The organism is Streptomyces sp. NPDC026673, assembly GCF_040638135.1.
Taxonomy (GTDB): Bacteria; Actinomycetota; Actinomycetes; order Streptomycetales; family Streptomycetaceae; genus Actinacidiphila.
Window position 1 is genome coordinate 1 of the sequence record NZ_JBEZXR010000100.1, and the last position, 26398, is coordinate 26398.

A 26398-nucleotide genomic window follows, 5' to 3' on the forward strand; every position below is an offset into this window, starting at 1 on the left:
ACACACCCGGCTCCGCGCCGTCGGCGAGGATCTTGGTCTTCGAGCGCAGCTTGGCGGTCGGCTCGGTACCGTCGATCCAGATGTACTCGGCCTTGAATGGCATTCTCGTTTTCCTTTTCTGAACTGACCTGCGCGTGTGCGTGGCAGGGCGCTGTCGGGATGACGCGATGAACCGACGCGGCGGTCGGTCAGCTCACCACCGTTGGAACAGGCTGTAGAAGTTTGAACACGTGGTCGTGGTTGCCGCGCTGTGCGTCGGCGAGCGGTGTGCCACCCCAACGGTCCTCGGCCTGGCGGTCGGCCCCGTGGTCCAGCAGGTACTGGACGACTTCGAAGTGGCCCTCCGAGGCGGCCAAGTGGAGCGCGGTGCGCTTGTCGTAATCCGTGGAGTTCGGATCCTTGCCCGTCGCCAGGGCGATGCGGACGTCTTCCAGGTCCCCTTGGCTGGCGGCCCAGAGCAGCCGCATCGTGGATGAGATCTCCTCTTCGTTCTTGCCGCGACGCGGATCCCGCTTGCCGGCTACCTCGCCGGCGGCGAAGGAGTCGTACACGTGGAAGTTGAAGCGGGCGACGAGTTCCTTGCAGAAAGCCACACCCCGCACGGAGTTCCCCAGCGTGTCCAGGCGCGGGGACCACACGCAGACGCCCATGACGCCCGGGACAACGATCATCAGGCCGCCGGATACGCCGCTCTTGGCAGGCAGACCGATGGTGAAGGCGAATTCTCCGGAGTAGTCGTACATACCGCACGAAGACATCAGCGAGAGGCACTTGCGTACCGTGTCGGCGGAGAAGATCCGCTCTCCTGTGAGCGGATTTACCCCGCCATTGGCGAGCGAGGCCGCCACGACGGACAGTGACCGGGCATCGACCTCGATCGAGCAGCACTGGAAGTAGAACTCCAGCGTCTCGACCAGATCGGTCCCGTCGGGGAAGGAACCGTGCTCCCGCATGAAGTAGCCCAGGGCGAAGTTACGGTCCGCGGTGCGGCGTTCAGACAGGTAGACAGCGTTGTTGAACCCGACTGCGCCGCCCCCGGAGAGCCGACGCCAGGTCTCTGCGACGTAGTCGAAGCGGTCGGCGGTGTCATGCGCGGGCCGGATGAGGGAGCACGCCATGATGGCGCCAGAGTTGATCATCGGATTATGCGGGAGGCCGTCGCTGTTCAGGGTCAGTTCGTTGAACCCGCGGCCGCTGGGCTCCCGGCCCACGTGCCGATGTACGACCTCGGCGCCATGCTCCTCGAGCGTCAGGCAGTAGTTGATCGGCTTGCACACAGATTGGACGCAGAAGAGCGAATCGGCGTCACCAACGGCGAAGCGCTGCCCGTCCGTGGTGCAGAGCGCAATCCCGAAGTTCTCCGGATCCACACGGCCCAACTGGGGAATGTAGTCGGCGACGTGCCCGTCGTCGACGCGCCGCAAGCTCTCGTAGATCCCCGACACCTCGGTCTGCAGGGCTCCGAAGTCCGGGATCACGAAGTCCCCTCTGATGGCCTTCGCGACGACGCCTCCGCCCTTCTTGCACAGGGCGATGAAGCGATCCAGGCTGATCCGGGACTGACCCTCCATGTCCGTGGCTCGCCGCAAGGCCGCCCAGACCTCACTGACTCGCGGATCGGACTCGGATATGCCCGACTCGCGCAGGCGCGAGACCACTTCAGATGCCGCGATCCTGCCGTCCTCACCAACGCCGAGCGACTTGAAAAGCTTTCCGTAGTATCCATCACCGAAATCGCTGCTTGTCGGTCGGCCTTGTGAACCGGAGGATGCTATGTCATCGGGGGTGGGAGGCCGGGGCCCGGCCTTCTTCGTTGTTGGCATGGGAATTTCCTTTTCCCCACACGGAGGGATGATTCGTTCTCGGTGGTCACAGGCGGCGTCGGCCCATTTGTGCTCGCTCGGCGTGCAGCTCTGCGACCCCACTGGCTGGATCCCCGTCGAGGGTGGGGCGACGAAGATTCGGGTCGCACCTCAAGGAAAGAGGCTGATGCCCAGGATCTCCTGGAGGCTTTCGATGGTTGTCCGCGGATCCGCTGCCAAGACCGTGGCCATGCCGAGCTCGGCTGCGGGGAGCAGATTGTGCTCAACATCATCGACAAACACGCACTCGTTGGCAGGAAGTTCCATAATTTTGAGCATGCGTTCGTAGATCGCCGTGTCCGGCTTGCGTAGCCCGTGCTGCCCGGAAATCAGTGCGGCGTCAAATCTGACGCCCAGTTCGTAACCTTCGTACAGGTCCCACGGATCAGCTCCGACACTGTTGGAGAGGACCCCGACACGGATGCCACTCTGGCGGGCGACCATTGCCGCCTGAAGCATGAGGGGTTCTGGTCGCAGTGTCGAGAATATCCGTCCCAGCAGGTTGTCCGATTCCACTCCAAGACGGCGTGCGGCGAATTTATTCCACTGCACTTGCGTGACGGCGCCACGCTCGAGATCCTCAGTCAGCCGCACGACCTCGGGATCGAGGTACAGCTGCCCTATGACACTTCCCTCGTCGAGTTCCTCCCGCCGCTCGAAATCGGCTACCGACGGCAACAGAGGGGTGGTGAGCACACCACCGAAATCCAAGATGAGGCCTTTGTGGAAGGCCATTTGCTTACTCCGATGAGAGATGTGTGATCGTTCGGCGGGTTGTGACCGAAGCAGACGCGAGTGGCCCGGCAATGTGTCCATGGGCTTCAAGCGCTCCTCCGAGAGTGGACGGCACCTTGGAAAATCCGCCCCGCTGACCGACCACGAGTGACACTCACAGCGCGAACCGTGCTGAAACCCGAACGCGTATCACAGCAACGGCGGGTGCCCTCGTGTTCCCTCCCCGATCAAGGTTCAACATCGCGAAAGGGATGGATCTGCCCCGGTGGCTGTCCCCGGCCTTGGTCGACAACAATTCGAGATGTCCCGATGCGAGAGAGGCATGCCGGCCCACGGAATTTTCCGTACGCGGCGCCTCGACCATGGAGTCGGCCAGGACGGGGACTTCCGTCGGCACGTTCGTGACGATGGGAGACCAACATCGGCGGGTGCGGGTCCGCAGGATCGCTGGAATCAGAAGGGGGGCAATGCGCACGACTGGGGTGCACTGCTGAGGTTCCGATCGCGGTTCTCACTTGTTGCTCCGTCACATCCGCGCTCACCCAGAAGGTTTGGGTGGACGATTCACCAAGCCGTGCGGCTGAGCCAGGAGCTGACACGCCCAGCCACATCACGCCACCGCGGTTCGAGGATCAGGCTGTGCGCCCGGTCGGCGAGGAAGAGGTAGTCGGCGCCAAAGTGTGCAGCGTGCTTTCGCACCAGATGGGCAGGTGAGACGATGTCCTTGCCGCCGGCGACCATGAGCGTGGGACCGCTGACCCGTGTCCGATCGATCTCGATTGCCGCTCCGCGCTGCGCGGCCTCCCACACCGCCCTGGGCGACTCATCGGGCATCAGGCTGTAGTACCGACGGGCGTCGGTGTCCGAACAGCCCGCAAGGAACCACTCCACCGCCATCTCATACGGCATCGGGGGGAACGGCACCGACAGATCCAACGGAAGAGGTATCGCCTCTCCCGCACTTTCCGTGCAGGCAACCGGTGCCAGAAGTACCTGCGCGCGCACGGGGTGATTCTCGGAGTACTTCTGCACCACCGCCGCACCCATGCTGTGCGCCACCATCACCGGGGTCTCACCAACGTGAGAGACAACGATGTCCAGCTCTTCCGTGGCGTCAAGCATGCTCCGCTGGACGAACTGCTCCGTCGGAAGCCCGTGCGAGCCGGTGTGATTGAACCAGCTGAAGGCGAAGCACTCGCGTCCCTGAGCGGCGAAGTAGGGCAGCCACTTCTCCCACAGCCAACTGCCATGACTCCCACCGTGCACGAACACAATGGGAGGAGCCGTGGCTACTCCCTTGGCCGGGGCGTGCTGCACAAACACGCCATTCACCAGATACTGCTCGATCTTCACACGCTACCCCTGGCTAAGGACAGAGCCGGTTGCACGGCTCACGCAGGCCGGATTCCGGGACGCTCTCGGCATCACAGAGAACAACACGCAGGACCGTTGGCCCCGCTGCCACATTGCACCGGGACTCCGAAGCACCGGATCTCAGCCCGTCGCCTGGTCACTTGGGGGCGCATCCACACATTGGCAGTGAAGACGTCCCCTGCGCTGTAACCCTTTATACAGGGTACGCAAGCAATCGGACAATTTCGCTCACGGGCTGCTCGCACAGTGAGACGCAACCTCATGGAGCACCCTGTTCGGGTGACACGGGACGGGACGGAGTGATAGAGCGGGGCAGCACCCCAGACGCACGGCAAGCATCCCGGGGCGGCGGTCAGGGGCGCGCACGAGATCGGAAGACGCCGGCCACAATCATCTTCGCGGCGACCACGGGCTGCATGCCGCGGCAGTTGCGAACGATGGCCAGGCTTGCGCCTGGCCCACCGCCCGCCGGCCGTTCGTTCAGTCGAGCTGGAGCGGGTCTGGGCTCAGATGCATCGCGTCGTCCTGGACGAGATCAATGCCCGCAACAAGCAGCACTGGTCCAGGTGCGGCATCGACTGGGTCGGCGTCCGGCCATCGAAAGGAAGCGACCGGTTGGGCCGAATACGACAGACCTCGGCAAAGCACGTTTCGGAGATCCACCTGGTCACCCTCCCGAGCGGACTGCCTCAGCCCATGAGCGTCGCCGATCCAACAGGCACGACAGCCCCGGACTGCGGCCGCTCGTGCAAACCGATCCGATCCCGCCGCGGCCTCCGTCGACGGGTGACAAGCGGTATGCCGGCAAGGGCTACGACTGCTCCCACCCACGCCGGTGGCTTCAGGCAACGCAGCATCCGTCATCGAAAGCGCACGAATGGCATCGCCCCCACCACACGAGTCGACCGACGCCCCCGGGTGGTCGAGAGGACTGTGCCATGAACGGTTGGCCTCCAGCGCCTGCACCGTCGCCACGCGCGCAAGGCCAGCCACTTCTTGCCTTCGTCAACGTGTCTCATCAGTTACGGTGAAGTCACCGACTGGAGCGACATCCGACCAAACCCACCCCAGTTGCCCACGGAATATTCCGTGGCTCCGCATGTCCGCCACGATTTGTTCACAGAACAGCCACCAGCATGATGTTCGGCAGCACGGTCGGAATTGGTCCCTACTAGCGTTGGCAACCACCAAAGCGCCTCATGCAGCGTGTGACGGGAAGCATTCAGCTGACGATCACGCCGCTCATCGCGTGCTGGGCGGTCGGCGAGTGGCGGAAGCACGGGAACGCGACTGCCGCACCTTGTGTCTGTTGCCACACGCGTCTTTGGCGCACCACCGGCGCAGCCCGGGCCGGGACGTATCCACGAAGATAAGAAAACATTCCGGTGCATCGCACTCACGGATACGACCGGCAAACTCGCCGGTGAACAGGTCGACCGCATCCCTCGCGATCGTCGACAACGCCTGCGCCCCACTTGCCGGGTAACGCCACTCAGCTGCTTCGCCGACGATCCTCCGGACGAGCGGCGGATGCTCCGCAGCCTCATTGACATATTGCACCTGGTCCGGCGACAGCTTCATGTTGCGTGCCGCACTGCGACCCATTCCCCACAGTGCTGTACGCAGGTCGAGTGCCGCGTGCAGCTCCGCGTCGGAGACATGGACGTCTCCGGGTTCGAGGCGCAGCCGCGAGAGTCCGAGCCAGCGTCCGAGGTCGGGCGGGGTGTGCAGGACGTCGTAGCGGCTCAGCTCCCCAGGTCCACCGGATGTCAGGAACTCCAAACACAGCGACCCCGCATCAAACAGATACGGTGTTCCGCTGGGCGTGTATGCCGTTATCCCCGGCGTGGAGATCCTCATGACTCCATGGTAGGCCCGCCTCAGGAGTTGTCGGACTCCGGTACAAGAACAACTACGCTCCGTGCAGCTGCGCCCCCAAACCGAACCCTGTGGGAACCGCGTGCAACGTGTGGGAGCCCGCGGAGTGCGCGGGTTGACTGAGAGGCCCACGAACACGCCTCTTAAGTCTTGGAGCGACCGGACTTGCGCGATCTGTGCGGACCAGGGTGGGCGGCTGGTGTGTGGCCAGCCGCACAATCGGGAGTCGACACAGCGCTCGGCGCCAGATCCGAACGTTCGCACCTCAAGCCTCGGCTTCTCAGCAGACCGCGGCCACTCTGCCTGAGAGGTTGAGCACAGCCCATGCGTCCGACCTGCCGACGGACGGTGCGCGCCTGAAGGATGGCTGCTACGACGTGCCCTCCGTCCTGCGGACATGTCGGGAACACCCCGGCGTACTTTGCCGGGGTGGGAACCGGCCCGTCCTCCGTCATGAAGCACCGGGGACCAGCCCAAGCCGGAATCGGCCGGCTACGGTGCGCGGGGTTCCGTCCGATCCCACTCTGTGCGGCTCGTCACAAGATTGGTCTGCGTAGCTCGGCCTCGGTCGCTTGCTTCGAGAGCCGTCAGCCCGACTCGACGGTCTGCCCAGGCTTGCTTCAGCGCCTCGGTGAAGACCTCATCCGGCTGAGCACCGGAAACGCCGTACCTCCGGTCGATCACCAAGAACGGCACGCCGGTGATTCCCAGGTCCACGCCCTCCTCCTCATCCCTGCGCACCTCCTCGGCGTACGCATGCTTGTCAGCCAGCACAGCACGTACCTCGGATGGGTCGAGTCCGGCGCGCACAGCAAGTTCCACCTGGTGGTCCGCGTCGTAAATGCTCCGCTCCGAGGCGAAGTTGCCCTCGTAGAAAAGTGTCAGCAGCTCATCGTCCAGCCCATGGACCCCGGCCAGACGGAGCAGTCGATGCAAGTCGAAGGTGTTGCCGTGATCCCTGAAGTTGACGAGATACCCGAGCCCCTCCTTCTTCGCCATGGCAGCCAGGCGTTCCTCGGTCACCCGAATCCGCGCGACAGTCATGCCGTACTTTTTCGCGTGAGCCATGCCTACCGCCGGTCTGGTGCGGGTCAGACGAGGGTTGAGTTGGAAGGAACGATGGGCGACCTCGACAGCGTCCCGGTCCGGGAACACGGCCAACGCCTTTTCGAATCGGGTCTTGCCGATGTAACACCATGGACAGGAAACGTCCGACCACAGGTCGACGCGCATCATCTTCCCCCCTTCAAGGCATAATCTGTGCGGCACAGGGCTGCACCTTCAAAAATGAGGTAGCCCACAGACTGTCCAGCTCGGCCGCTGAGCGGCAACACAGCACCACCAGCTCTCCGCGCCTCACAGCCGCAACCATTGGGGCGAAGTGGACCATGATCAGGGGACTTTATGACTCCGCTACGGGAGCCGGGGATCGACAGCGGACACACCCACTCCTCACGGTAGTGGTCAGGGGCGGTCGGCTGTGGCCCCCGGCTCCCCGTGCCGAAGCAACCGCCATCCCCCAAAGCATGTAGTCAACATGCCTGCTCCCCCACGTCGTCGACGCACTTCCACACGATGACGAGGGGCAAAGGCATCAAACTGGTAGCCGGCGGTCAGTAGCCGGCGGTGAGGGCACCATCAATGGCGAGTGCGGCACCGTTGATGAACGGGCTCTCGTCACTCAGCAGGAAGGCAACAAAGGCTGCAATCTCGGTTTCGCAAGCAGCCCGACCGGCCGGCTGCTGGTTGAGAATCGTACTTGCCGCTTCCGGATTACTCTGGATGAGGCCTCGCCACAGTGGGGTGTTGACAAGGCCGGTCACCAGAGCATTGACCCGCACGTTCTCCTTCGCCACATCGAGCGCCGCAGAGCGGGTAAGGCCCACTACGCCGTGCTTGGCTGCCGAGTAGGCCGCAGCGGTGGGGTCGCCCACCACACCCACGACCGAGACGTTGTTGACAACAGAACCACCGCCGCTGGCCACGATCGCCGGAATCTCATACTTGAGGCTGTAAAAGACACTGGTCAGATTCAGCGCCACGATACCGTCCCAGAACGACGCCTCAATGTCGCGAACCGCTCCGTGACTGTTGCCGCCACCCGCGTTGTTGAAGGCACCATGCAGACCGCCGAACTCCTGCACCGCGACATCAACGAGATGTGCGACCTCCTCCTCAACCGTCACATCAGTGGGGACGAAGAGCGCCGTCCCGCCATCACGGACAATTGCTTCCACCGTCGCGTCACCCATGGCCTTGTCCCGCGCTCCGATGATCACCGCCGCCCCCTCCGATGCGGCGCGCATCGCAAAAGCGGAACCCATGCCGGACGTACCGCCGGTAACAATGATGACCTTGGATTCCAGACGGTGAGACACATTCGCTCCGTTAAGTACCGATACGGCCGCTTTGGGCCGCGAGGATGGAATTTTCGCTGGGACGGTCTGACACGCGACGCACACCTGAGGGGGGCGGCACAGGATTGAACGCTCCGACGCTCCGCTAGGCACTCTATCTGGAATGAACGATAGATAAAATTCTCGGAAGGGAGCGCCCCCATCCTCGACAGTGCTGTGCGGGCGCCCTATGAACCGTCGCGACAGCTCGGTTGCCCGCGCAGCTATCGACCACGAGTGGGCCCATCCCCGAGGGGCCAACGACCGCGGTCGATACAGTGATCGTGTGACGGGATGCCGACGGCGCGTGGAGTCTGCTCACGGTGGTGAGGACAATGACGCCGGTCGACGCGGGCCAGGACGCCTATGGGAACTCTGACCCACGTCGTTCACGTTCGAGCTGGCCTCTGAGGTTGCCGTTGACCGACTCGATCGGTCAACGGACCGGTTTGAGCTGATGTTCTCCGGAGCCCGGAGGCTCCGGAGAACGTCGAGCGCACGCAATCATCTTAAGTACCCCCTTAGAGGGGGTACAGCCGGAATCGCAGTGACGTGGACCACAGTCAGGACTGCACGTCCCTCACTCCGTAGGCGCCAGGGCCGCATATACCTACCTGGTGATCTTCGAGTGAAGTCGTCCGTGAGGAGACCATCTTCGCAGTTCAGAGGGCTACTCCGGGCGACATCACGCGGCGAATCTCAGGTAACCTGTGACCACCTCCGTTCATCAACCCGGGTACAGCTGACCGCCCGGTCGCCGGAGCGAGCTCGAGATCCGTGGATGAGCCGCTCGGCGGGGAGTCGCCGCGCGCACCCGCCCGGACAATCCCTCGAAGCTCTCCGAGTAGTCCCACGTCGCAGCGACGAGTCGGGATGATGCATCCGCAACTCACCGGAGTCACCGAATACGACTCGGCCCAGTAGGGATCCCAGATGATCGACAAGATCGTTCGTGAGGGCGGTCGCCGCGTACTCGCCGCAGCACTGAAGGTGGAAGTCAGCCAGTAGACCGCGGAGTTGGAGACCAAACCGAGCGCTGCGGGCACGAGCGGCGCCCGCAGATCCGCAAGGGCCATCACCAGCCTCGCAGCGTCGTCACTGCAGCCGGGCTTGTTCAAACCAATGCCGCCGGAGCAAAGCCCGCCGAATCGATAACGAGACTGGCGAAACAAGAAGGGTACTCCCCAAAAAGAGAAATCCCCCCTCTGCTCAACCTGCACGACGTGTCCCCCAAGGACGTCGAGCCCGCGCTGGAGCAGCTCCCCGTCGAGCACGGCTGGCCGGCCGCCGTGACCCGGCTGCCGAAGCAGGGACGACCGTGCCGCCTCCCAGGACCGAGACCTACCGACCCGCCACTGCATCTACGCCTAGGCCAATGGCGTGCGCCCGAAAGTCCGGTTCGAGCAGGCGCATTCGTGCGTCCTGGTCCTTCTCGGGAAGTGTCTAACGACACCAAGGAGCCGATCGCGCTCGGGGCTGCACGAGCCCACCGGGTCGTGAATCGGACCACCGCATGACTCTCGACGCCGCGGCATGCGGAAGCACCGAATTGGTCGTCGGCCACGGCGCGAGGGCTCGTGGGATGGTTCGGCCGAGGCATACCCGCCGACCGGCACCATCGCTGCTGGCTCCACAGAACCCGAAACATTGCGAACTGCCCACCAAGATCCTCGCAGCCGGGCACGACAACGGCGATGCAGAAAATTCACAACATGGAGAACCCCGCCCGCGCCCAGGAGGCGATCGATGGCTTCGCCCGCGCCTACGACGCCAAGTCACCCAGTACTGCAACGGTCGTTGCCGTGACGGGTGGGCAGCTTCGGGTCGTGTGTAGCCGCGTCATTTGTAGTGACTTATGCGGGCTTGATGTTGTCGCCGGCGCCACCAGAGTGACCAGTGCAGACGTGGTCGATGGAGTGTGGTCGGCGGTGGGGTGTCGGGTGATCAGGCGTCTGAGCTCGGGCAGGCTGAGCGGGATGAGGCCGGAGGACCCGTTTCTGCTTTCCCGGCATCCAGTTCTCGGGCCCGCAGGACGGTCAGGCAGGCGTGGGCGGCCATGGCCAAGGTGATGTGGCGGTGCCAGCTGTCGTAGCGGCGGACCTGGTAGTCGTCCAGGCCGCACTCACTTTTCGCGGTCTGGACGCACTCCTCGCTGGCGCACCGGGTAACGACGGTGTCATGGCGGGTGGTGGCCATGACGTGAAGGACATCCGCCTGTGCCAGCTCCGTGCGCCAGCTCTTGCTGAAGCCATAGGCGGCATCTGCGGTCATCCACCGGCACGGGACCTTGTCGGTGATCGCCCGGCGGACCATGGCCCTGCCATTGCCACCTTCGTCTCGGGGGCCACCTCATCGGTGATGCCGGCCTGGCGACATCGCTCACGGTCGTCGGTCCGCGACATCGGCAGATACAGCCTGCGGTCGATCAGGGTGTGGCCGCGGTCGGTGGCATAGGCGAGGAAGACCCCGACCTGGCAGTTCTCCGTGCGTCCGGCGGTGCCGGAGTACTGCCGCTGCACTCCAGCCGACCGCACCCCCTGTTCAGGCAGCCGGCGTCGTCCACGATCAGCACCGCGTCAGGTCATCGAGATGCTCGACGACGTAGTCCCGCACGTCATCGAGGACCTCGTCGGCGTCCCACTCGATCCGGTCCAGCAGTCGGTGCATCCGGTCCGAAGCCGCGTGACCGGCCCGTTCAGCCGGCGTCCAGCCGTTCTTCCGCTCCAGCGGGGCTATCAGCCCCTGCATATAGGCCAGCGCAGACTCACGCGGCTCCGACCTGGCGAACCGGTGCACAAACCGCTCATGCAACTCCGACAGGCCCAACGACCACCGACTCGCATCAGCCGGCACCAGATCCCACCCCATGCCCACCTCAACGAGCCCGCTGCCCACCCACCACTGCAAAGACCCTTGCAGTACAGGGCCGCCGCGAAGATCACCGGGTTTGGCACAGGCTGGGCCGGCGCCCGTTACCACTACCGCAGCCGCACCTCCTGGGCCCGGCCAGTCCCATGATGGGTTGACCGCTTCACGACGAGCGCCCCTGGCGGGACTCCGGGCAATAGAACCCACGCGGCTGTGTCACGGTCGGACGACGGAGCCCGCTATTGTCACCCTGCGGATGTCATCGCAATCGTCGAGGAGGGAGGACGCGGGGTGGTTGTGTCTTTCGGGGGGCCGGTCGCGGATTCCGCGTACAGGCAGATGCGGTCCATCCTCCATCCGGCGATTCTCAATCACAGTGTGCGAGTGTGGCTGCTGGCCGACCACGTAGGCCGGCAAGAGGGAGTCGCGGAACGGGATCGCGAGGCACTGGCCGTGGCATGCCTGTTCCACGACGCGGGAACGGCCCGGTCTCATGATGGCCCGCAGCGTTTCGAGGTCGAGGGCGCCGATGCTGCACGGGAATTCCTGTCTCCACACGGCTGGCCTGCTCCGCTGGTCCAGAAGATCTGGGAGGCGATTGCCCTGCATACTTCCCCGGGCATTGCCGAGCGCATGGGCACGTTGCCCAGGCTTGTCCGCCTCGGCGTCATGGCCGACTTCGGTAGAGCCGGTCCTACCGGTCCTCAGTACAAAGAGGAACTGGCCCCCCTGCTCGATCTCCTCCCCCGCATGAACATCGAAGCTGTACTCGCCGATGCGGTGGTCGAGCAAGCCCTGCGGTGCCCCGAAAAGGCACCACGGTCCAGTTGGCCAGGAGGGCTTCTGGCTGCTCACCTAGCCCACCCAGAACACAAGGGCGTCAACCCTGCCTTTTGACCGCCGCATTCACTGCCGCGCGCGGGGACAATCGAGGCGCACCTGGGAACCGCGGTGACCGTTCTTCCCTCCGTCAACAGGCTTCGGCCGTCGACGCCAGGCTGGCGAACCAAACCGGGACACGAGGTGGGGCACCCTTGGTTCGATCGGGCAGACCCAGCACATCACCCACAAACTGACGGTCAAATACTCCGCGAGGAGTGCCTCGGTCACGCGGCACACTTGCAAGCCTCAAACTTCAACACCACAGTGTGGGCCGGATCCCGGAGTACCGGATGGAGCTGAAGCAGAGGCTCGATAGAAGCTGTACAGAAGCGCCACCAAGAAGGTGGCCGTCGTCCCGGCGAGTCAGTTCCGATCCGCGCGGCCACGACGTTCATTCGCACTTCCCGCCGCGGTCACACGGACGAAGAACGCGACAACGCTCCACCAAGGCATTAAATCCATGGGCCGTAAATTCCTGAGTGACGCGCATCAACTCCAGGTGAAATATGCGAAATTCCCCTCACTTGATTCGCTCGCCAGACTCGACAGCATTTCCCCGCGCGGCCTGAAGCCACAACCTCTTCCGCACCGGCCGCCACGCAGGGTGTGATTTGATGCCACTGCCTTCGTCGTACTGCAGTGAGGCCTCCACGGCCCCGCCGCACATCAGATCCGTCACATTGATCGTTACCAGTAGGGAAACACCCCGTGAACAAGCCCCGTATTCTGATCGTCGGGGCCGGCATATCTGGGCTGGCCTTGACCAAAGCGCTGGTAGACCTCGGATTCCCGGTGGAAGTCGTCGAGCGTCGCAGCAACGAGGACCCTGCCCTTGGAACCGGTATCTACCTGCCCGCAAACGCGGTTCGCGCCCTTCGTGCCATCGGCCTTGAAGAAGATTTGGCCACCCACGCGAAACCGGTGGTGCGGCAACGGCTCGAGGACCACCGTGGTCGCCCTCTTACAGAATTCACCGTGGACCGGATCTGGGGCGAAGTCGGCCCTTGCATGGCAACCACCCGACGCGATCTACACGACCTGCTGCACGCAATGGTCGACAGCGATGCCGTGCGCTACAACACCGAGGTGATCGCGGTAACCGATGAAGGGGCCGTGACCTTTGCGGACGGCACCACCAGTACATACGACCTCGTTGTGGGTGCGGACGGCATCAACTCGGCAGTGCGGAAATCCCAGTTCCCGGGGTCGAGCCCCCGATTCTTGGGTCAACTCTGCTGGCGGTTCATCGCCGACGACACAGCAATACCCGGCATCACCGACTGGACAGCTCGTCTGGGCGCCAAGGGGCGAACTTTCCTGACTGTACAACTTGGCGCCGGCCGCGTTTACTGCTACGCCGACATCAACAGCCCAGCATTCACGGCCCCTGCCGGAGACTGGCGCACGCTATTCGTCGACTTCGGCGGCCCGGTCCCACAGTTGCTCGAGCAGGGAGCGGCCGCGCACTTCGCAGCGTTGTACGAGAGTCGGAACACCGCGTGGACGCGTGCACGCACGGTGCTCATTGGCGACGCTGCCCACACCCTCTCCCCCAGCATGGCCCAAGGCGGCGCAATGGCGCTCGAAGACGCCGTGGTACTCGCCGACATTCTCGAGCGCACGCCAGACGTTGCCACGGCCCTTGCTGCCTTCCAGGATCGACGTGCCAAGCGCGTCGCCTGGGTATCAGCACAAAATCAGCGCCGGGACAAAGCCCGCAACCTGCCCGGCCCACTGCGCAATATCACTCTCCGCCACGCCGGTGAGCGCCTGTTCAAGTCCAATCACGCCCCTCTCCACGACCAGCCGTAATCCGTCCTTTCTGCACGCCTCCACGGGGATCCCTCCGCATCTGGCCAAGCAACCGTTCCCACCCCGGGTGGTCAACGTCAATCTCAGCTGTAGTCTCAGGCAACCCCGCTCCGGCCAGGCCAAGTGAGGTGATCCGGGCGGTACTGGGTCTGGTGGCGGCATGGGCGGCGATTCCCTTTGACAGAGCGTCGGCCTCCTGGCACTTGCGGCCGTGGCCGGTGGACAGCAGTCGCGCCCGGCAGGCAAGCTCCGGCGGGGACGTCCGTGAGCATGCTGTCGTCGTCGGCCAGCCTGGTGTCAACCGGGCACCCCAGGCCGCCAGCACCTTCGATGGCCCACATGGGGATGGCGTCCCTTCTTGTGGTGTAGCTGATCACGTCGGAGGTGTACGCCGGGATGCACCGGCTCTGTAGCCTCCGTCCCCTGCCCATGAGGCAGGTCACCATGCAACTCTTCCTGGTGAACGTCCAGTTCAGCCCGAGGGCCCGTGGTCGCCCTGTCCCAGTCCGACCTACTCCGCCTGCTGGTGCTCGGTCGACGACCTGGTCAAAGCCCTCGGAGCGGACACCGGGATCTCTCCAAAAGCGAGGTCTCACGGATCTGCACCGACCTCGGCCGGCAGCCGACCGCCTCCCGCACCCGGGCTCTGGACCACACCCGCTTCCCCTACCTGTATCTGGACGCCACCTACTGCAAGGCCCGCGCCCGGCACCAGATCGTCTCCCGGGCCGTGGTCATTGCCATCGCGGTGACCGAAAACGGCGGGCATGACGTCCTGGCGGTGATGGCCGGGGACAGCGAGACCGAACTGTTCTGGACCCAATTCCTCCGTCACCTGCGCGAACGAGGTCTCGCCGGCGTCCGCCTCGTGATCGGCGGCCACCACACCGGCCTGGTCAAAGCCATCCAAGGGGGCCTTGACCACTGATCTTGGACATACGAGACACTGAGTCCCGAGGATCTGAGAACGGACATCTCGTGGTCATGAAGAACTATCCGCCGCAGTTCAAGGCGGACGCGGTCGCGCTGTACCAGTCGCGGCCCGGGGCGACGATTCGGCAGGTCGCTGCCGATCTGGGGATCAATCCCGAGACCCTGCGGAACTGGGTCAGGGCAGCCGGAGCGAGCCGGCCCCGGGGCGCCGCGCGGAGGCACCGGCCGAGCCGCCCACCCCGTTGGAGGCGGAGAACGCGGCCCTGCGCAAGAAGGTCCGCGAGCTGGAAGAAGAGCGGGAGATCCTGCGGGAGGCGGCCAAGTATTTCGCCGGGGAGACGCGCTGGTGAGGAGCCGTCAATTGACTACTGCATGACTTGATGTTGCTCTCGTAGTCGGTGATCGCGCTCTGGAGGGCCTCGAGCGCGCGAGGCGGGTGGGTCCGCCAGGGCCCGGCGATGACTGCGGCAATGTCGGGGGCAGCGAAAGCCAGCAGCGCCATGGTCCGGTGGGCCTGGTAGCTCGGGGTGTTGCGGTCCCGGCCGAGCAGTCGGGCCGCCAGGGTGAGGGTGACGGTGTTGCGGCGGCTCAGGACGGCGGCCAGGATCCGGTGGCGGTGGTCGAGGAAGCCGAAACCGGGGTTGTATCCGCGCCGGTTGATGCCCTTCCTCCTCTCACGCTCGGCCTCGGCCAGGATCCGGCGGCAGGGCTCGAGCTCCTCCACGAGGTGGTCGAGCCGCTCGCGGCACATGCCGGTCACGGCCGGGTGGGTGAGCAGGAAGGTGGCCTCGGCCGGTATCGGGGGTGCCTTCGCCTGTTCCGGATCGGCCAGTGGAGCCTACTCGGGGTCGTAGGGGGCGATGGTGTAGTTTCACTCGCCGTGGAACTCAGCGCGCTCGACCCGCTGGGTGATGGTCTTGCGCTCGGCCTTGGTGAGCACGCACCCGGTGGGGTAGCCGTTCTCGTCCAGCACGGCGCTGACGGTCAGTGCGGTGCTGGTGCGGGTTGCCGAGATGGTCTGCAGCAGCACCTCGTAGCTGGTCAGCGGCTGACCGCGCAGGCTGTGGGTGATGCGGGAGAACAGTCGGTGTTCGACCTTGTTCCATTTCGAAGTACCGGGCGGGAAATGCATGACGGTGATGCTCAGCCCGCACTCGTCGGCGAAGGCGGCCAGGCCCATCTTGAACAGATGGGAGTCGGCCGAGTTCGCCCCGCCGGAGTCCGCGGTGACCAGGATCCGGTCGGCGCCGGGATAGTAGAGGCAACCCCGGGCGTACCACCAGCGGCGCAGGGACTCCACCGCGAAGGCGGCGGTGTTGCGGTCGGTGCCCACGTTCACCCAGCCACTGTCGCGGCCCAGGGCGTAGATGCCGTACGGGATGGCGATGGAGGTGGCGGGGCCGACGAAGTCGTGGTCCGGGGCGGTGATCGGTTTTCCCTTGGGGCGGTAGGTGCGGCCGGGGCGGGCGAAGTCACCGATCGGCTCCTTCTTCTTCGCGTCCACGCTCACCACCGGCATGCCCTGCTCCAGGAAGTGCTCGACGGCAGTGTTGATGTGCCGGAACTGGGCGTCGCGGTCGGGCACGTGGCTGCCGGCCCGGGTCTTGGCCATGCCCTGCAGGCTGAAGCCCATCGAGTGCAGCAGGTCTGCGACGACCGGGGCGCTGACGGGATGCCCTGTCTCGGCCAGCTCGCGGGCCAGGTTCCGCAGCGGGGCGGTGGTCCAGCGCAGCGGGGAGACCGGGTCACCGACCTCTCGCGGCTCGATCAGCGCCTCGAGCGCGGGCCGCAGGCCCGGGTCGCGCTCGGTCGCCGATTTGCGTCCGCCGCCGGGCCGGCGAACCCGCCCCAGTATCTCGGCCCCAGCGGCGAGCTCGTCCCGCCACCGCGCGATGGTTGACTCCGAGACCTCGGCCAGCCTGGCCACGGCCGCGATACCGCCATGTCCCAGGACTTCGGCCTCGGAGGCCAGGTACAGGCGGCGCTGCCGCTCGTCCGGATGCGGCAGCACCGCCGCGAACTTCGCATCCAGGACCGCCAGGGTCTCCTCCGGTATCGTCACGGCAGCCCGTCCACCACGTAACGCACCGAAGTTGGACTGAAACCGACAGTAGTTAATTGACGGCTCCTGAACCGCTTCCAGTTCGTCGCCTACCACCAGCGCCGTTATGGCGTGAAGCGGCTGTGCATCATCCTCGGCATCGCCCGCTCCAGCTACTACTACTGGCGCGCGACCGCTGCGGACCGAGCTGCCCCGGCAGGCGTGCGACGCTCGTCTTGCTGACCGGATACGGGTTGTGCACCGCGGGTCGGACGGCACCTACGGCGTCCCCAGGATCACCGCTGAGCTTCGCGAGGAGGGCGAGCGGGTCAACCACAAGCGGATCGCGCGCGTGATGCGGAGCATCAATCTCGCGGGAGTCCGGCTGCGTCGCAGGCCCGCACCACCATCGCAGACCCGGCCGCTGCGAAGGCCCCGGACCTGATCGGCCGCGACTTCACCGCCACCGCGGTGAACACGAAGTACGTCGGCGGCATCACCTAATGGGCAGCGGTGGGAGCAAGTTCCTCTATCTGGCCACGGTCATCGACCTCGCCTCCCGGCGCCTGGTTGGCTGGACGATCGCCGATCACATGCGCGCCGACCTTGTCATCGACGCCCTGCACGCGGCCGAACGGACCCGCGGCACCCTCGCCGGCGCCACCTTCCACAGCGACCACGGGGCCCAATACTGCAGCCGGGCCTTCGCCGATGCCTGCCACGCGGCCGGCGTCACCCAGTCCATGAGCCCGGTCGGTTCCAGCGCGGACAACGCACTCGCCGAGTCGTTCAACGCGACCTGCAAACGCGAGACCCTCCAAGGCCGCCGAGCCTGGGACACCGCACGCGAAGCCCACCTCGACCTCTTCCGCTGGCTGCACCGCTACAACACCGTCCGACGCCACTCCAGCCTCGGACATCGCAGCCCCATCGCCTACGAACGAGCATCCCGAACAACATCAACTACGCTCGCCAAAGCCGCATACCCCGTGTCCAGAATCCGAGGTCAGGGCCCAGGTGATGATCGACACGGCCTACCAGCGCTGCCGAGTCCATTTCCTGCACAACACCTTCGCGGTCATCCGGAAGGACGCCGACGAAGTGGTGGCCGCCACCATCCGCACGATCTTCGCCCAGTCCACCGCCCAGACGGGACGCTCCCAACTGCAGACCTTGACCGACATGCACGGGGCTCAGCTCCCCAAGGTCAAGACGATGCTGCTGGACACCGAGGCGGATCTGACGGCCCTCGCGGTCTTCCCGAACGACATTGGAAGAAGATCCAGTCGACGAATCCCCTGGAGCGGGTCAACCGCGAGACAAACGCCGCATCGATGTCGTCCACGTCTTCCTCAACGACGACGCCCTGCTACCGCTGGTCACCGCCGTCCTCTTCGAGATGCACGACGAATGGATCGCCTCCCCCGCCGTTACCTCCCCGAAGGCGGCATGAAACAGATCTACCCCGCCGAGCTCCCGGGAGGCGCCCCCGCACTCCCCAACACCACGAACACAACCCCCGAATGATCGGCTCCACCACAAGAAGGGACGCCATCCACATGGGCCCGCTCCATCACAGGGCGGATCGCGGTAACCAGCCCGGCCGGCCTGAACACGGCAAGAATCCAGGGACTGTGGGTCGGCGTCGGCGGGGCAACGGGACGGGTACCCCTTCGTGGTCGCCCTCGGGCAACCAACGAGGAGCCAAGACCAACGTTGGACAGTGCAGACCCTTCTCGAGCACTCCCGCCAGCGGCTATGGCCGGGACGCACGCGTTCGAAGGCCAGCCCGCAGGCGCAACTTGAACGACCCCTGCCACAGCCCCGGCATCGTAGTTGCCGACCACATTCCCAAGCACCGATTCACCACGTCGGGATAGCTCCCTGGTTGCCTCTGCTTGACACGGAGGGGTGCCGTTCCTCGTTACCGTCTCGTTCCCAGCAGCCTGCATTGGATTGATGACCGACCGGTCTCGTACGCTGGTACAGCATGCGCGTATCACTGCACGTTTCCGCACGTCGCTCGACTGTTGACAGGCTGAGATATGTCCGAAACCCACTGGCTCACCGATGAGGAACAACGTGTCTGGCGACTCTTCATCGCCGTCGCGCGCAAGCTGAACGCGCATCTCGATCACCAACTGCGGACAACTTCCGGCATTCCGGCCACGTACTACGAGATCCTCGTGCATCTATCTGAAGCGCCTGACCGAAGTCTGCGCATGGCCGCAATCGCCGACAAGTGCTTCTCCGCCCGCGGCAAGGTATCCCACGCAGTGGCCAAGCTGGAGAAGTCCGGATACGTGCTCCGCACCGCGTCGGACAGTGACGGGCGGGGGTTCGTGGCAACTTTGACCGACTACGGGCTGGCCGCGCTGCACGAAGCAGCAGCCCGGCACGTTGAGGAGGTACGCCAATATGTCTTTGACCCGTTGACCCAGGAACAGCAGAAAGCCCTCGAGGGGATAAGCGCGACAATGCTGGAAATGTTGGTCCCCGCCTGCAGACTCGCAAGCGCGAAAGACCTATGAACCCCACCTTGCGAAGCCCGGGGCGAATCCCCCGTTCGCACGCGTAGCTCGGCGGCTTGAGAACACACTTTTCCACTGAGCCTGCTACTTCGCGCTCAGACCGCCTCAATCGGGATACCCCATGACCGGACTGCCGTCACGTTGCGCGACTGGCTGGCCGCCGAGCGGGGGGCTCAGCGGCTTCGCGGACCGAGCTGCTGCACCGCACCGGGACGGGTTCCGGAGGAAACGGGCGTAAGGGGCCTCGACGAAAGTATGCGTCCCTTGTTGTGGTGCAGCCGGTCACGTGCGGGGGGGGTGGTCGGGGTGCACTGACTGTGTGGCCTCCGCTCCCTGCCCATGAGGCTGGCCGCCATGCAACTCTTCCTGGCGAACGGCCAGCTCAACCCGATAGGTGAGTGGTGGCCCTGTCCCAGTCTGACCTACTTCGCCGGCTGGAGTCACTACACTTGGCAGACGGACTCGCACTAGTCCGGAACGTGACCGAGCAGATGCTGCAGGAACTGATCGAGGCCGAAGCCACCGCGAAGATCGACGCCGGCTGGAATGAGCACATCGACACCCGCACCGCACTGCGCAACGGACACCGCGACCAGACGCTCAGCACCCAAGCCGGCGACCTGGACCTCGCAATCCCCAAGCTGCGGTCGGGAAGCTTCTTCCCAAGCCTGCTGGAACGACGGCGCCGGATCGACCAAGCCATCGTTGCTGGGGTGCGGGCGGCCTGAGCGGGGGCTAGTGCGATAGCCATACCCGGTAGTGGTAGCTGTTGGAGCCGCCGGCGTCGGCGGTGATCAGCAGTCGGGTCGCGGTCGGATAATCCTGGCTGCCGCGGGCGGTCCACCGGCGGCGGATGGATTCCACCGCGAAGACGGAGGTGTCGTGGTCGATACCGACGTCGACCCAACCGGTGTTGCGGTCAAGGTCGTAGACCCCGCATGGGATCGCCTGCTCGATATCCAGGCCGCTGAAGAAGAAGTGGTGGTCCTCGACCCGGACCGGATCACCCTTCGGGCGCCACTACCACCCGGCCAGGGGCAGCCGGCCCATCTGCTCGCGCATCTTGGTATCCACGCTGACCACCGGCTCACCCACCGCTTGATGGGCCTTGACCTGCTCATTGAGATACCGGAACTGAGCGTCCCGATCCGGGTGCTGGGCGCCTTCCAGGGTCTTGGCGTTGCCCTGCAGACTGAAGCCAGCCTGCCTGAGCAGGCGGCCCACGGTCGGCGCGGACACCCAAACCCCTGCCCGGCCGGCTCGTCCGCCAGGTGACACAGCGACTCGGCCGTACACCGCAGCGGAGACTGCGGATCCCCGCGCCCGTCCGGCTCGACCAGTGCCATCAGCGCCCTTCACCATCCCGCGGTCGGTCGCCCCGACCCGCCCGCGGCCCCCGCCCGGTAACCGAACTCGCCCACCCAGCAGCGGACCGACCCCCAAAGACAACTCCATCACACCCCGGCGCACAGTGGCTACGGTCGATCACCGCCGTCCTCTTGGGGATGACGACGAATGGATCGCCTCCCCAACCTTCCAAGGATCGGCTACACCACAAGAAGGGACGCCATCCCGCCTGCAGCAAGCCATCGGATGCGTGTATCAGGCGCTCCCCCGCTGTACGCCCGTTACCGCAGCGCCGGTACGGCTGGGAATCCCGTACCGCACGCGCGCCTCGTCGCTCGTGATCAGACGGAAAGCTGGAGCTTGACCGCCCCTTGGGAGTGCAGGGATGGGCTGATCTTCCGTGTCTCCCCCGAGGCTGACCTGCTGAAATGCTTGACGCGCACGACCCCGGTGCCGCATGCGAACAGAGTTGCATTCGGAAGTGTTCCAGGGGTGGCCAATAGAGTATTGGCCCTTCGAGGATGTACAACATGTGCATGCCCCGTGGATTCCCCCTGCCGATGGCCCCTGTCGACATCAAGGAGATCTTGCGCCGCATCGTGCAGCGTCATGACGCGGCTGACGATCCAGATCTAGAGCTTTTCCCCGATCCCGACGCTCGGGCCGACGAACTCGAACTCGTAGCGTTGACGCTGTTGGCAGCGTCGAAGAACACGAAGCACCTTCCACGCGTACAACGCGGACCAGAAGTCACGGATCGCCTCACTCTCATTCGTCGTCTGCGGCAGCTATTGGATGACGCGGAGTTGCGTGCGTTGCGAGACGGCCGCACGGCTGGCGTCGCCTGGGTCCGCCTCGGGGCGCCCCTCGGGATCACCACCAAAAACGGCGTGATGCAGCGCTTGCAACGACTCCGGGTAGCCAGCGAGCTTGGCGCATCGGTTCCACGACACCCCCGTTCGCTACGCAATGCCGTACGCACACGAGCCTCGGATGAGGAGCGCCTGCAATCGTGGATTGCGCAGCACTACATCGACGTCCGCGAAGCTGCCACGGATCTGATCGCACAACGCGAGAGCCTGCTCACCGACGATGGGGTCGATGAATGGCTTGATGATCTTGAGGAACTCCTCGATAAGAGGCAAACAGAGCAGCGTCGCCGAAGCGTTGCCTCCCACCTCCGGTTTGCTGTCGAGGGCATCCTGGAGTTGGCAGAAAGCTCAGGGCAGGCGCCAGCCCGTACAACGAGGGCTCACCACGTGCTGGCTCGCGCCGGAGTGCTGGCCACCAGCTATCGACGTCGCTAATGCTCCTGCATGCGCATTGGGCCCCTGACCTGCGATGCGCAATTGCGTCAGTGGTTGCGGCGGGATGACAAGGACCTCGCCCTCGGCGACCGCAACATGCAGCACCCGGCAGAAGAGGGCTGTGCAGGGTTGCTTCTTGGAAGTGATGTAGGGGGCTCTGCCTGATGCGGGGAACTATTGCGACGTTCGGATGGGTGCCCGGATACGTCGACGACCCACTGCCTGATGCTTCGGGAACGACAAAGATCTTGACTGAGACCAGTGCGATGACCGCATCGGGAGGTCTGTCTCTGTACCCGCTGGCCGAGGACATCTTGCCGCGGCAAGTCCCGATCCGCTGCGCACGGTCAATCGTTCGCCGATGCTCTGATGTCCGCCGAGGCCGGAGCCGTGGGCGACGCCGCGACGGGCGATGAGGGGCTTGATGCCGCGCTGCCAGAGCAGTCGACGGTACTTGTCGTAGCCGCGGTCGGCGAACAGTCGCTTGGGCTTGCTGCATGGGCGGCCCCGAGGCCTCGTACTTGAGGGATCGAGTCCAGCAGCGAGATCAGTTGCGTCACGTCGTGCCGGTTCCCGCCGGTCACGGACAGCGGGGTTCCACGCCGCTCGACGATCAGGTGGTGCTTGGAGAGCCAGGTCGGGCGCGGTCGACCGGCGACAGCCCGACGTGATGCCCCCTTTGAGGTCCGTGACATGGGAGCCGTCGATCGCGCAGTCCATCTCGAACAAGCCAGCCTTGCGCAGTTCGACGAGGAGTTCGGTGTGCAGTCGGGGCCAGACGCCGGCCTCGGTCCAGTCCCGCAGCCGACGCCAGGCGGTGACACCCGAGCAGCCCACCACGCCGGCGGGCACATCCCGCCAGGCCACACCTTCGCCCAGTACATAGACGATGCCCGCCAGTGCAACACGGTCAGACACCCGAAGCCAGCCTGGGTTCCTATGCCTTCGCGCGGACTGCGGCGGCAGCAGCGGGGCTATGCGTTCTCACAGGTCATCCGGGACAAGATCATCAGACACCTCGCAGGCACTGCCAGCGAAGATCACCGAATGCCAGCCGACGCGCCGATCTCACTCTGAAACGATCAGTAAGTAGCTGTCCGGCGGCAGCGGAGCTACGTCCGTCGTCGGCTGGGAGTGTCGTCGTTCATAGCGACGGCACTCCCCCACCACCAACGCCTGGAATCCTGGTCCCGGAGTGGGTGATCAGATGCCGCATCGGTGGCCCAGTAGCCGACATGCCCCGGCCTACAAGGAACAACCGATTATCACGGCGTGATAATCGGTCACTGGGGGAGTACGGGCACCGTTCGGTGGAGGCTTCTCCCGGTCAACGCCGTGCAGCGGACGCGCCCGATCGATGCCGCGGCCCTGCAACGTAGGTCCGCGGGCGGCTGGGATGAATTCATCGCAACGTCATCACCTCCGATGCCAGGGCTGACAACAGACCCCTTGTGTAGGCCGCGGAAGCAGCAGGCGCCGTACCCCACCAGAACTCAGTGGAGAACGGCGCCTGAGCAGATGCTCACCGGACGTCTACGTGTCCTGCGGGGCCTTCCGCAGGAGTTCAGCAAGGAGCGCCCTGTCGTCCTCTGTCATGTGGCTTCGAATGAGTTCGGCGACCTTGTCCACGTCATGCCAGGGCACGACGTCCGCTGCCGCCGATTTGCCTCGGGATGCAACCGATGCCGCGGAACTGTGGGACTTTGATGTCTTCCGCGTGGAACTTTGAGGTGGGACGGCGGAGGTCAGATCGGGCTCGGGCTGCAGCGTGGAGGAACCACTGACTGCTGCATCCTGCCGCTCTTCAGTCGAATCTTGGCTTATCACGGCGTGATAATCAGCCGGTGGGGGAGTGGATGGAGCCGATGCAACGGTAGCAGTACGGTTGCGCCCCGATCGCTGCTTGGCTTCGGCAACTCGGGCATCGGCTGCAGCGCGCTGCTCTTCGGCACTCAATTTGCCAAGGTTGCGGACGTGTTCGACCTGACGCGTTCCACTGGCAACCTCCGCCTGAAGTTCGGGGGAAAGCTTGAGCAGGGACAGTTTGGAGGAGATCGTGGCTTGCGAGATGCCGAGGCGTTTTGCTGCCTTGGTCTGGCTGCCGTAAAACGCGACCAGTGATTCGAGGGCGTGGGCTTGCTCCAGATCGGTCATGTTGTCGCGATGAAAGTTCGCTACAAAAGCCGTCTCCAGCAGTGCCTCGTCGGTGGCCACTCGTGCGTCATCGACATGAACCTTGACAGCGGCCAAGCCAGCGCGACGCGCGGCTTCGAGTCGGCGGTGTCCGTCCACGACGATGTACTTCGTGTCCGAGTCCAGGTCCGCGGCACGATCCGGGCGCTCGCTGAGGTAGGCATCAACGCTCGCAACAGTGATGGCGTTGATGACACCGAGTTCTTGGACGCTCTCGGTCATCCCGTCGAGGTCCCTCAAGTGATCCCGCGGGTTATCCGGATTGTGACTGATCAAACCTACCGGGAGCTCCGTGGGCTCTGGGACGCCTGCGGTAGGTACTGCAGTGGCGGCTCCAATCGCAGCGCGGCGTGCGCTGACAGAACGAGCATTGCCGAACGAGGCGCCAGCTCCCAGCTGAGCTGCCTTGCTCATGAGATCTCCCTTGCGAGTGCACGCATGCCGACGGCCTGGTCGGACTTGGGGGCGTATGCGAGAAGCGGACGCTTGACCCGCACTGCTTCTTTCTGTTCCTTCAAATCTCCAATGACGCCCACGACCCGGGGATCCTTTATGTCCATCCAGGCTTGCAGCGAGGACGTGGCGATGTAGCCGCGGCGGGCGTCGTAGTGGTTGACCACAATCCCCAGGTAGTCGACGTCGAGCGCGAGGTCCGCGCGGAGATCTTCTATCTGAGTCGTCAGGAGGTCGTAGGCGTCGGCGGAGCTGTCCTCAGCCTGGACGACAATAAGGGCACCAGAGGACCCTGGTGCCTCGCCAGGCCTGCGGCGGCCGTAGAAGACAGCCGCGTCCATGCTCAGGCCCAGGCTGGGCGGGCAGTCCACAATGATGACGTCGAATTCACCCTCGATTGGGGCCAGTGCTCGTTCCAGTGCGCCTTCGCGAGCTCGGACGCCGGCGAGACGGACGTCGAGGAGGAAGGCATCATTGCAACTGGGCAGCAGATGCAGGCGATCGCCGAATCGATCCTCGTCGATCGGCACGATCAGGTCCCGAAGCTGGCCAGCGGGGTCGCCTGCCATGTGCTTGGTGAGACTGTCGCCCTCCATTGGCAGGGGAGAGTGCCCGAGCTGCTTGGTGAGGTGACACTGGGGGTCGAAATCCACCAGAAGCACACGCAGACCGAGTCCAGGCAAGTCATCGAGGTCCAGCGCCTCGGCGTTGTTGCCCTCGAGAAGAGCAGCAAAGTGCTTGGAAACTCGAACCGGATGGAGGGTGTTGGCATCCTCGGCCATGGCTTCACCTGCACCAGCGGTAATCGCAGTCTTGCCGACACCACCCTTCTGGTTGCAGACGACAATGCGGCGAGGGATCTCCGGACGGCTTACGGCAGGGGCAGGATTCATCTGCAACCACACCTTCACGGCTTGGGCAAGCCCTTGGATGAGCGAGACCTTACGGTCGACCGCTGAGGTCTTGAACGTCTCCCACTGACCGGGCGGCAGCCAGGTGGAGAACGGATCGGCACCAGCAGTGTCGACTGCGGCCGGAGCCGAAGCAAGGTTGCACCACTGGGCGATGCCCTGTTCGACGGCGGTTTGAATTTCGATGCCGAGCTGTGCAGTGCGTACCTTGAGTTCCTGACGCAGCTGAGCCGGAAGCTTGGAGACGACCTTCTCGCGGTCGCCTGTTGATACAGGAGAAGCCATGATGGATACCTTACTAACGCGGTTGCCCGCATCAAGCGGCGGCACGTTAGTTTTGGATGGCGGGTTCGTTCAGCCGCCAGGGGGCATCATGGTCGACAGCTGACAACAACGGCTATCTGGGCACGAATCGGGTACCGCATCGGGTGTCCCACCGGTGAGGAACGTCGACAACGGCCTCGGGGCAGCAACGGCGAGCCTGTCGTGGCTTGCCGACCAGTGCACCTCCCGAAGGACGGCGGCTGCTGATTATCACGCCGTGATACCACGCCAGCCTGCCTTCGCCGTCTCCCTCCTCGATGAAGGCTTGGTTCACCCATCTCGGCAAGGTGCATGTACCGGTCTCGCCCACGATTGACGACGGCCTGTTGTCCTGTCTCAGCGAAGATGCGCCGGTCTCACCGAAGATTGACGACTGAGCTGTTCGTCTCATCGAAGTTTCATCCGACACCGCTGCCGGCTGCGGCTTCCAGGAGCGTGGGTGGCAGGTCTTGTCCGTGTCCGAAGCGGTGGTTGCGACGACGGGGCGCGGCCCCGCGAGTGCGGTACTCGGGTACGGCATAAGCTCGGCAGATGGCGAAGTACTTCGACGT

Annotated in this window: 16 protein-coding genes and 8 pseudogenes; 11 read left to right on the plus strand and 13 right to left on the minus strand. The window is 64.7% G+C overall.

Going from position 1 to position 26398, the window contains the following annotated elements; all coding sequences use genetic code 11:
* From AB0F62_RS38360 to AB0F62_RS38395, 8 genes and pseudogenes are all read right to left on the minus strand, one after another.
* Positions 1-103, minus strand: a pseudogene (locus AB0F62_RS38360) (glutamine synthetase); the annotation flags it as partial.
* A gap of 85 nt (positions 104-188) precedes the next feature.
* Positions 189-1823 (minus strand): glutaminase A, encoded by a 1635-nt coding sequence (gene glsA, locus AB0F62_RS38365; RefSeq protein ID WP_361810401.1) that lies wholly within the window; start codon positions 1821-1823, stop codon positions 189-191.
* 150 nt (positions 1824-1973) lie between these two features.
* Positions 1974-2597: an HAD-IA family hydrolase gene (locus AB0F62_RS38370; protein WP_361810403.1), complete on the minus strand. Its 624-nt coding sequence runs from the start codon at positions 2595-2597 to the stop codon at positions 1974-1976.
* Between the two features lie 564 nt (positions 2598-3161).
* The gene (locus tag AB0F62_RS38375) at positions 3162-3950 is read right to left on the minus strand and encodes an alpha/beta fold hydrolase (RefSeq protein WP_361810405.1); all 789 of its coding nucleotides are present in this window, start codon (positions 3948-3950) and stop codon (positions 3162-3164) included.
* A gap of 1263 nt (positions 3951-5213) precedes the next feature.
* Positions 5214-5831: a CGNR zinc finger domain-containing protein gene (locus AB0F62_RS38380; RefSeq protein WP_361810407.1), complete on the minus strand. Its 618-nt coding sequence runs from the start codon at positions 5829-5831 to the stop codon at positions 5214-5216.
* A gap of 510 nt (positions 5832-6341) precedes the next feature.
* Positions 6342-7082: a DsbA family oxidoreductase gene (locus AB0F62_RS38385; protein WP_361810427.1), complete on the minus strand. Its 741-nt coding sequence runs from the start codon at positions 7080-7082 to the stop codon at positions 6342-6344.
* A 380-nt stretch (positions 7083-7462) separates the two neighbouring features.
* Positions 7463-8227: an SDR family oxidoreductase gene (locus tag AB0F62_RS38390; RefSeq protein ID WP_361810409.1), complete on the minus strand. Its 765-nt coding sequence runs from the start codon at positions 8225-8227 to the stop codon at positions 7463-7465.
* A 1962-nt stretch (positions 8228-10189) separates the two neighbouring features.
* Positions 10190-11113 (minus strand): annotated as a pseudogene (locus tag AB0F62_RS38395) (IS701 family transposase).
* A 339-nt stretch (positions 11114-11452) separates the two neighbouring features.
* Between AB0F62_RS38395 and AB0F62_RS38400 the strand changes: the two are divergent.
* The 4 genes and pseudogenes from AB0F62_RS38400 (at position 11453) to AB0F62_RS38415 (ending at position 15121) form a co-directional block, all read left to right on the plus strand.
* A complete protein-coding gene (locus AB0F62_RS38400; RefSeq protein WP_361810411.1) occupies positions 11453-12010 on the plus strand; it encodes an HD domain-containing protein in 558 nt (185 codons plus the stop codon).
* 693 nt (positions 12011-12703) lie between these two features.
* The gene (locus AB0F62_RS38405) at positions 12704-13807 is read left to right on the plus strand and encodes an FAD-dependent monooxygenase (protein WP_361810413.1); all 1104 of its coding nucleotides are present in this window, start codon (positions 12704-12706) and stop codon (positions 13805-13807) included.
* 533 nt (positions 13808-14340) lie between these two features.
* A pseudogene (locus AB0F62_RS38410) lies at positions 14341-14681 on the plus strand (transposase); the annotation flags it as partial.
* A 110-nt stretch (positions 14682-14791) separates the two neighbouring features.
* A complete protein-coding gene (locus tag AB0F62_RS38415; protein WP_361810415.1) occupies positions 14792-15121 on the plus strand; it encodes a transposase in 330 nt (109 codons plus the stop codon).
* 28 nt (positions 15122-15149) lie between these two features.
* Here the strand turns inward: AB0F62_RS38415 and AB0F62_RS38420 are convergent.
* Positions 15150-16802, minus strand: a pseudogene (locus AB0F62_RS38420) (ISAzo13 family transposase); the annotation flags it as partial.
* A gap of 187 nt (positions 16803-16989) precedes the next feature.
* Between AB0F62_RS38420 and AB0F62_RS38425 the strand changes: the two are divergent.
* From AB0F62_RS38425 to AB0F62_RS38450, 6 genes and pseudogenes are all read left to right on the plus strand, one after another.
* On the plus strand, positions 16990-17226 hold the full coding sequence (locus tag AB0F62_RS38425) for an IS3 family transposase (protein ID WP_361810429.1): 237 nt from the start codon (positions 16990-16992) through the stop codon (positions 17224-17226).
* 58 nt (positions 17227-17284) lie between these two features.
* Positions 17285-17710: pseudogene (locus AB0F62_RS38430) on the plus strand (IS3 family transposase); the annotation flags it as partial.
* A gap of 91 nt (positions 17711-17801) precedes the next feature.
* Positions 17802-18002: pseudogene (locus AB0F62_RS38435) on the plus strand (transposase); the annotation flags it as partial.
* Between the two features lie 49 nt (positions 18003-18051).
* Entirely contained in the window at positions 18052-18234 is a 183-nt protein-coding gene (locus AB0F62_RS38440; RefSeq protein ID WP_361810431.1) for a transposase, read from the plus strand.
* A gap of 592 nt (positions 18235-18826) precedes the next feature.
* The gene (locus AB0F62_RS38445) at positions 18827-19312 is read left to right on the plus strand and encodes a MarR family transcriptional regulator (RefSeq protein ID WP_361810417.1); all 486 of its coding nucleotides are present in this window, start codon (positions 18827-18829) and stop codon (positions 19310-19312) included.
* 479 nt (positions 19313-19791) lie between these two features.
* Complete coding sequence (locus AB0F62_RS38450) at positions 19792-20040, plus strand: transposase (RefSeq protein ID WP_361810419.1); 249 nt, start codon at positions 19792-19794, stop codon at positions 20038-20040.
* A 34-nt stretch (positions 20041-20074) separates the two neighbouring features.
* Here AB0F62_RS38450 and AB0F62_RS38455 read toward each other — a convergent pair.
* A pseudogene (locus AB0F62_RS38455) lies at positions 20075-20785 on the minus strand (ISAzo13 family transposase); the annotation flags it as partial.
* A 410-nt stretch (positions 20786-21195) separates the two neighbouring features.
* On the opposite strand from AB0F62_RS38455, the gene AB0F62_RS38460 reads away from it, so the two are divergent.
* Positions 21196-21966, plus strand: coding sequence for a hypothetical protein (locus tag AB0F62_RS38460; RefSeq protein ID WP_361810421.1), 771 nt, complete (start codon positions 21196-21198; stop codon positions 21964-21966).
* A 375-nt stretch (positions 21967-22341) separates the two neighbouring features.
* Here AB0F62_RS38460 and AB0F62_RS38465 read toward each other — a convergent pair.
* From AB0F62_RS38465 to AB0F62_RS38475, 3 genes and pseudogenes are all read right to left on the minus strand, one after another.
* A pseudogene (locus AB0F62_RS38465) lies at positions 22342-22944 on the minus strand (IS5 family transposase); the annotation flags it as partial.
* Between the two features lie 555 nt (positions 22945-23499).
* Positions 23500-24573: a ParB/RepB/Spo0J family partition protein gene (locus AB0F62_RS38470; RefSeq protein WP_361810423.1), complete on the minus strand. Its 1074-nt coding sequence runs from the start codon at positions 24571-24573 to the stop codon at positions 23500-23502.
* The gene (locus AB0F62_RS38475; RefSeq protein WP_361810425.1) at positions 24570-25808 is read right to left on the minus strand and encodes a ParA family protein; all 1239 of its coding nucleotides are present in this window, start codon (positions 25806-25808) and stop codon (positions 24570-24572) included. The genes AB0F62_RS38470 and AB0F62_RS38475 overlap by 4 nt, the downstream gene beginning before the upstream one ends.
* Between the last annotated feature and the right edge of the window lie 590 nt (positions 25809-26398).

What these genes read in the sequence shown, in the direction of transcription:
- AB0F62_RS38415 (WP_361810415.1), top strand. Translation starts at nt 14,792, where the DNA reads ATGAAGAACTATCCGCCGCAGTTCAAGGCGGACGCGGTCGCGCTGTAC.
- AB0F62_RS38475 (WP_361810425.1), bottom strand. Translation starts at nt 25,808, where the DNA reads ATGGCTTCTCCTGTATCAACAGGCGACCGCGAGAAGGTCGTCTCCAAG.
- AB0F62_RS38380 (WP_361810407.1), bottom strand. Translation starts at nt 5,831, where the DNA reads ATGAGGATCTCCACGCCGGGGATAACGGCATACACGCCCAGCGGAACA.
- AB0F62_RS38370 (WP_361810403.1), bottom strand. Translation starts at nt 2,597, where the DNA reads ATGGCCTTCCACAAAGGCCTCATCTTGGATTTCGGTGGTGTGCTCACC.
- AB0F62_RS38385 (WP_361810427.1), bottom strand. Translation starts at nt 7,082, where the DNA reads ATGCGCGTCGACCTGTGGTCGGACGTTTCCTGTCCATGGTGTTACATC.
- AB0F62_RS38400 (WP_361810411.1), top strand. Translation starts at nt 11,453, where the DNA reads ATGCGGTCCATCCTCCATCCGGCGATTCTCAATCACAGTGTGCGAGTG.
- AB0F62_RS38460 (WP_361810421.1), top strand. Translation starts at nt 21,196, where the DNA reads ATGCCCCGTGGATTCCCCCTGCCGATGGCCCCTGTCGACATCAAGGAG.
- AB0F62_RS38470 (WP_361810423.1), bottom strand. Translation starts at nt 24,573, where the DNA reads ATGAGCAAGGCAGCTCAGCTGGGAGCTGGCGCCTCGTTCGGCAATGCT.
- glsA (WP_361810401.1), bottom strand. Translation starts at nt 1,823, where the DNA reads ATGCCAACAACGAAGAAGGCCGGGCCCCGGCCTCCCACCCCCGATGAC.
- AB0F62_RS38445 (WP_361810417.1), top strand. Translation starts at nt 18,827, where the DNA reads ATGTCCGAAACCCACTGGCTCACCGATGAGGAACAACGTGTCTGGCGA.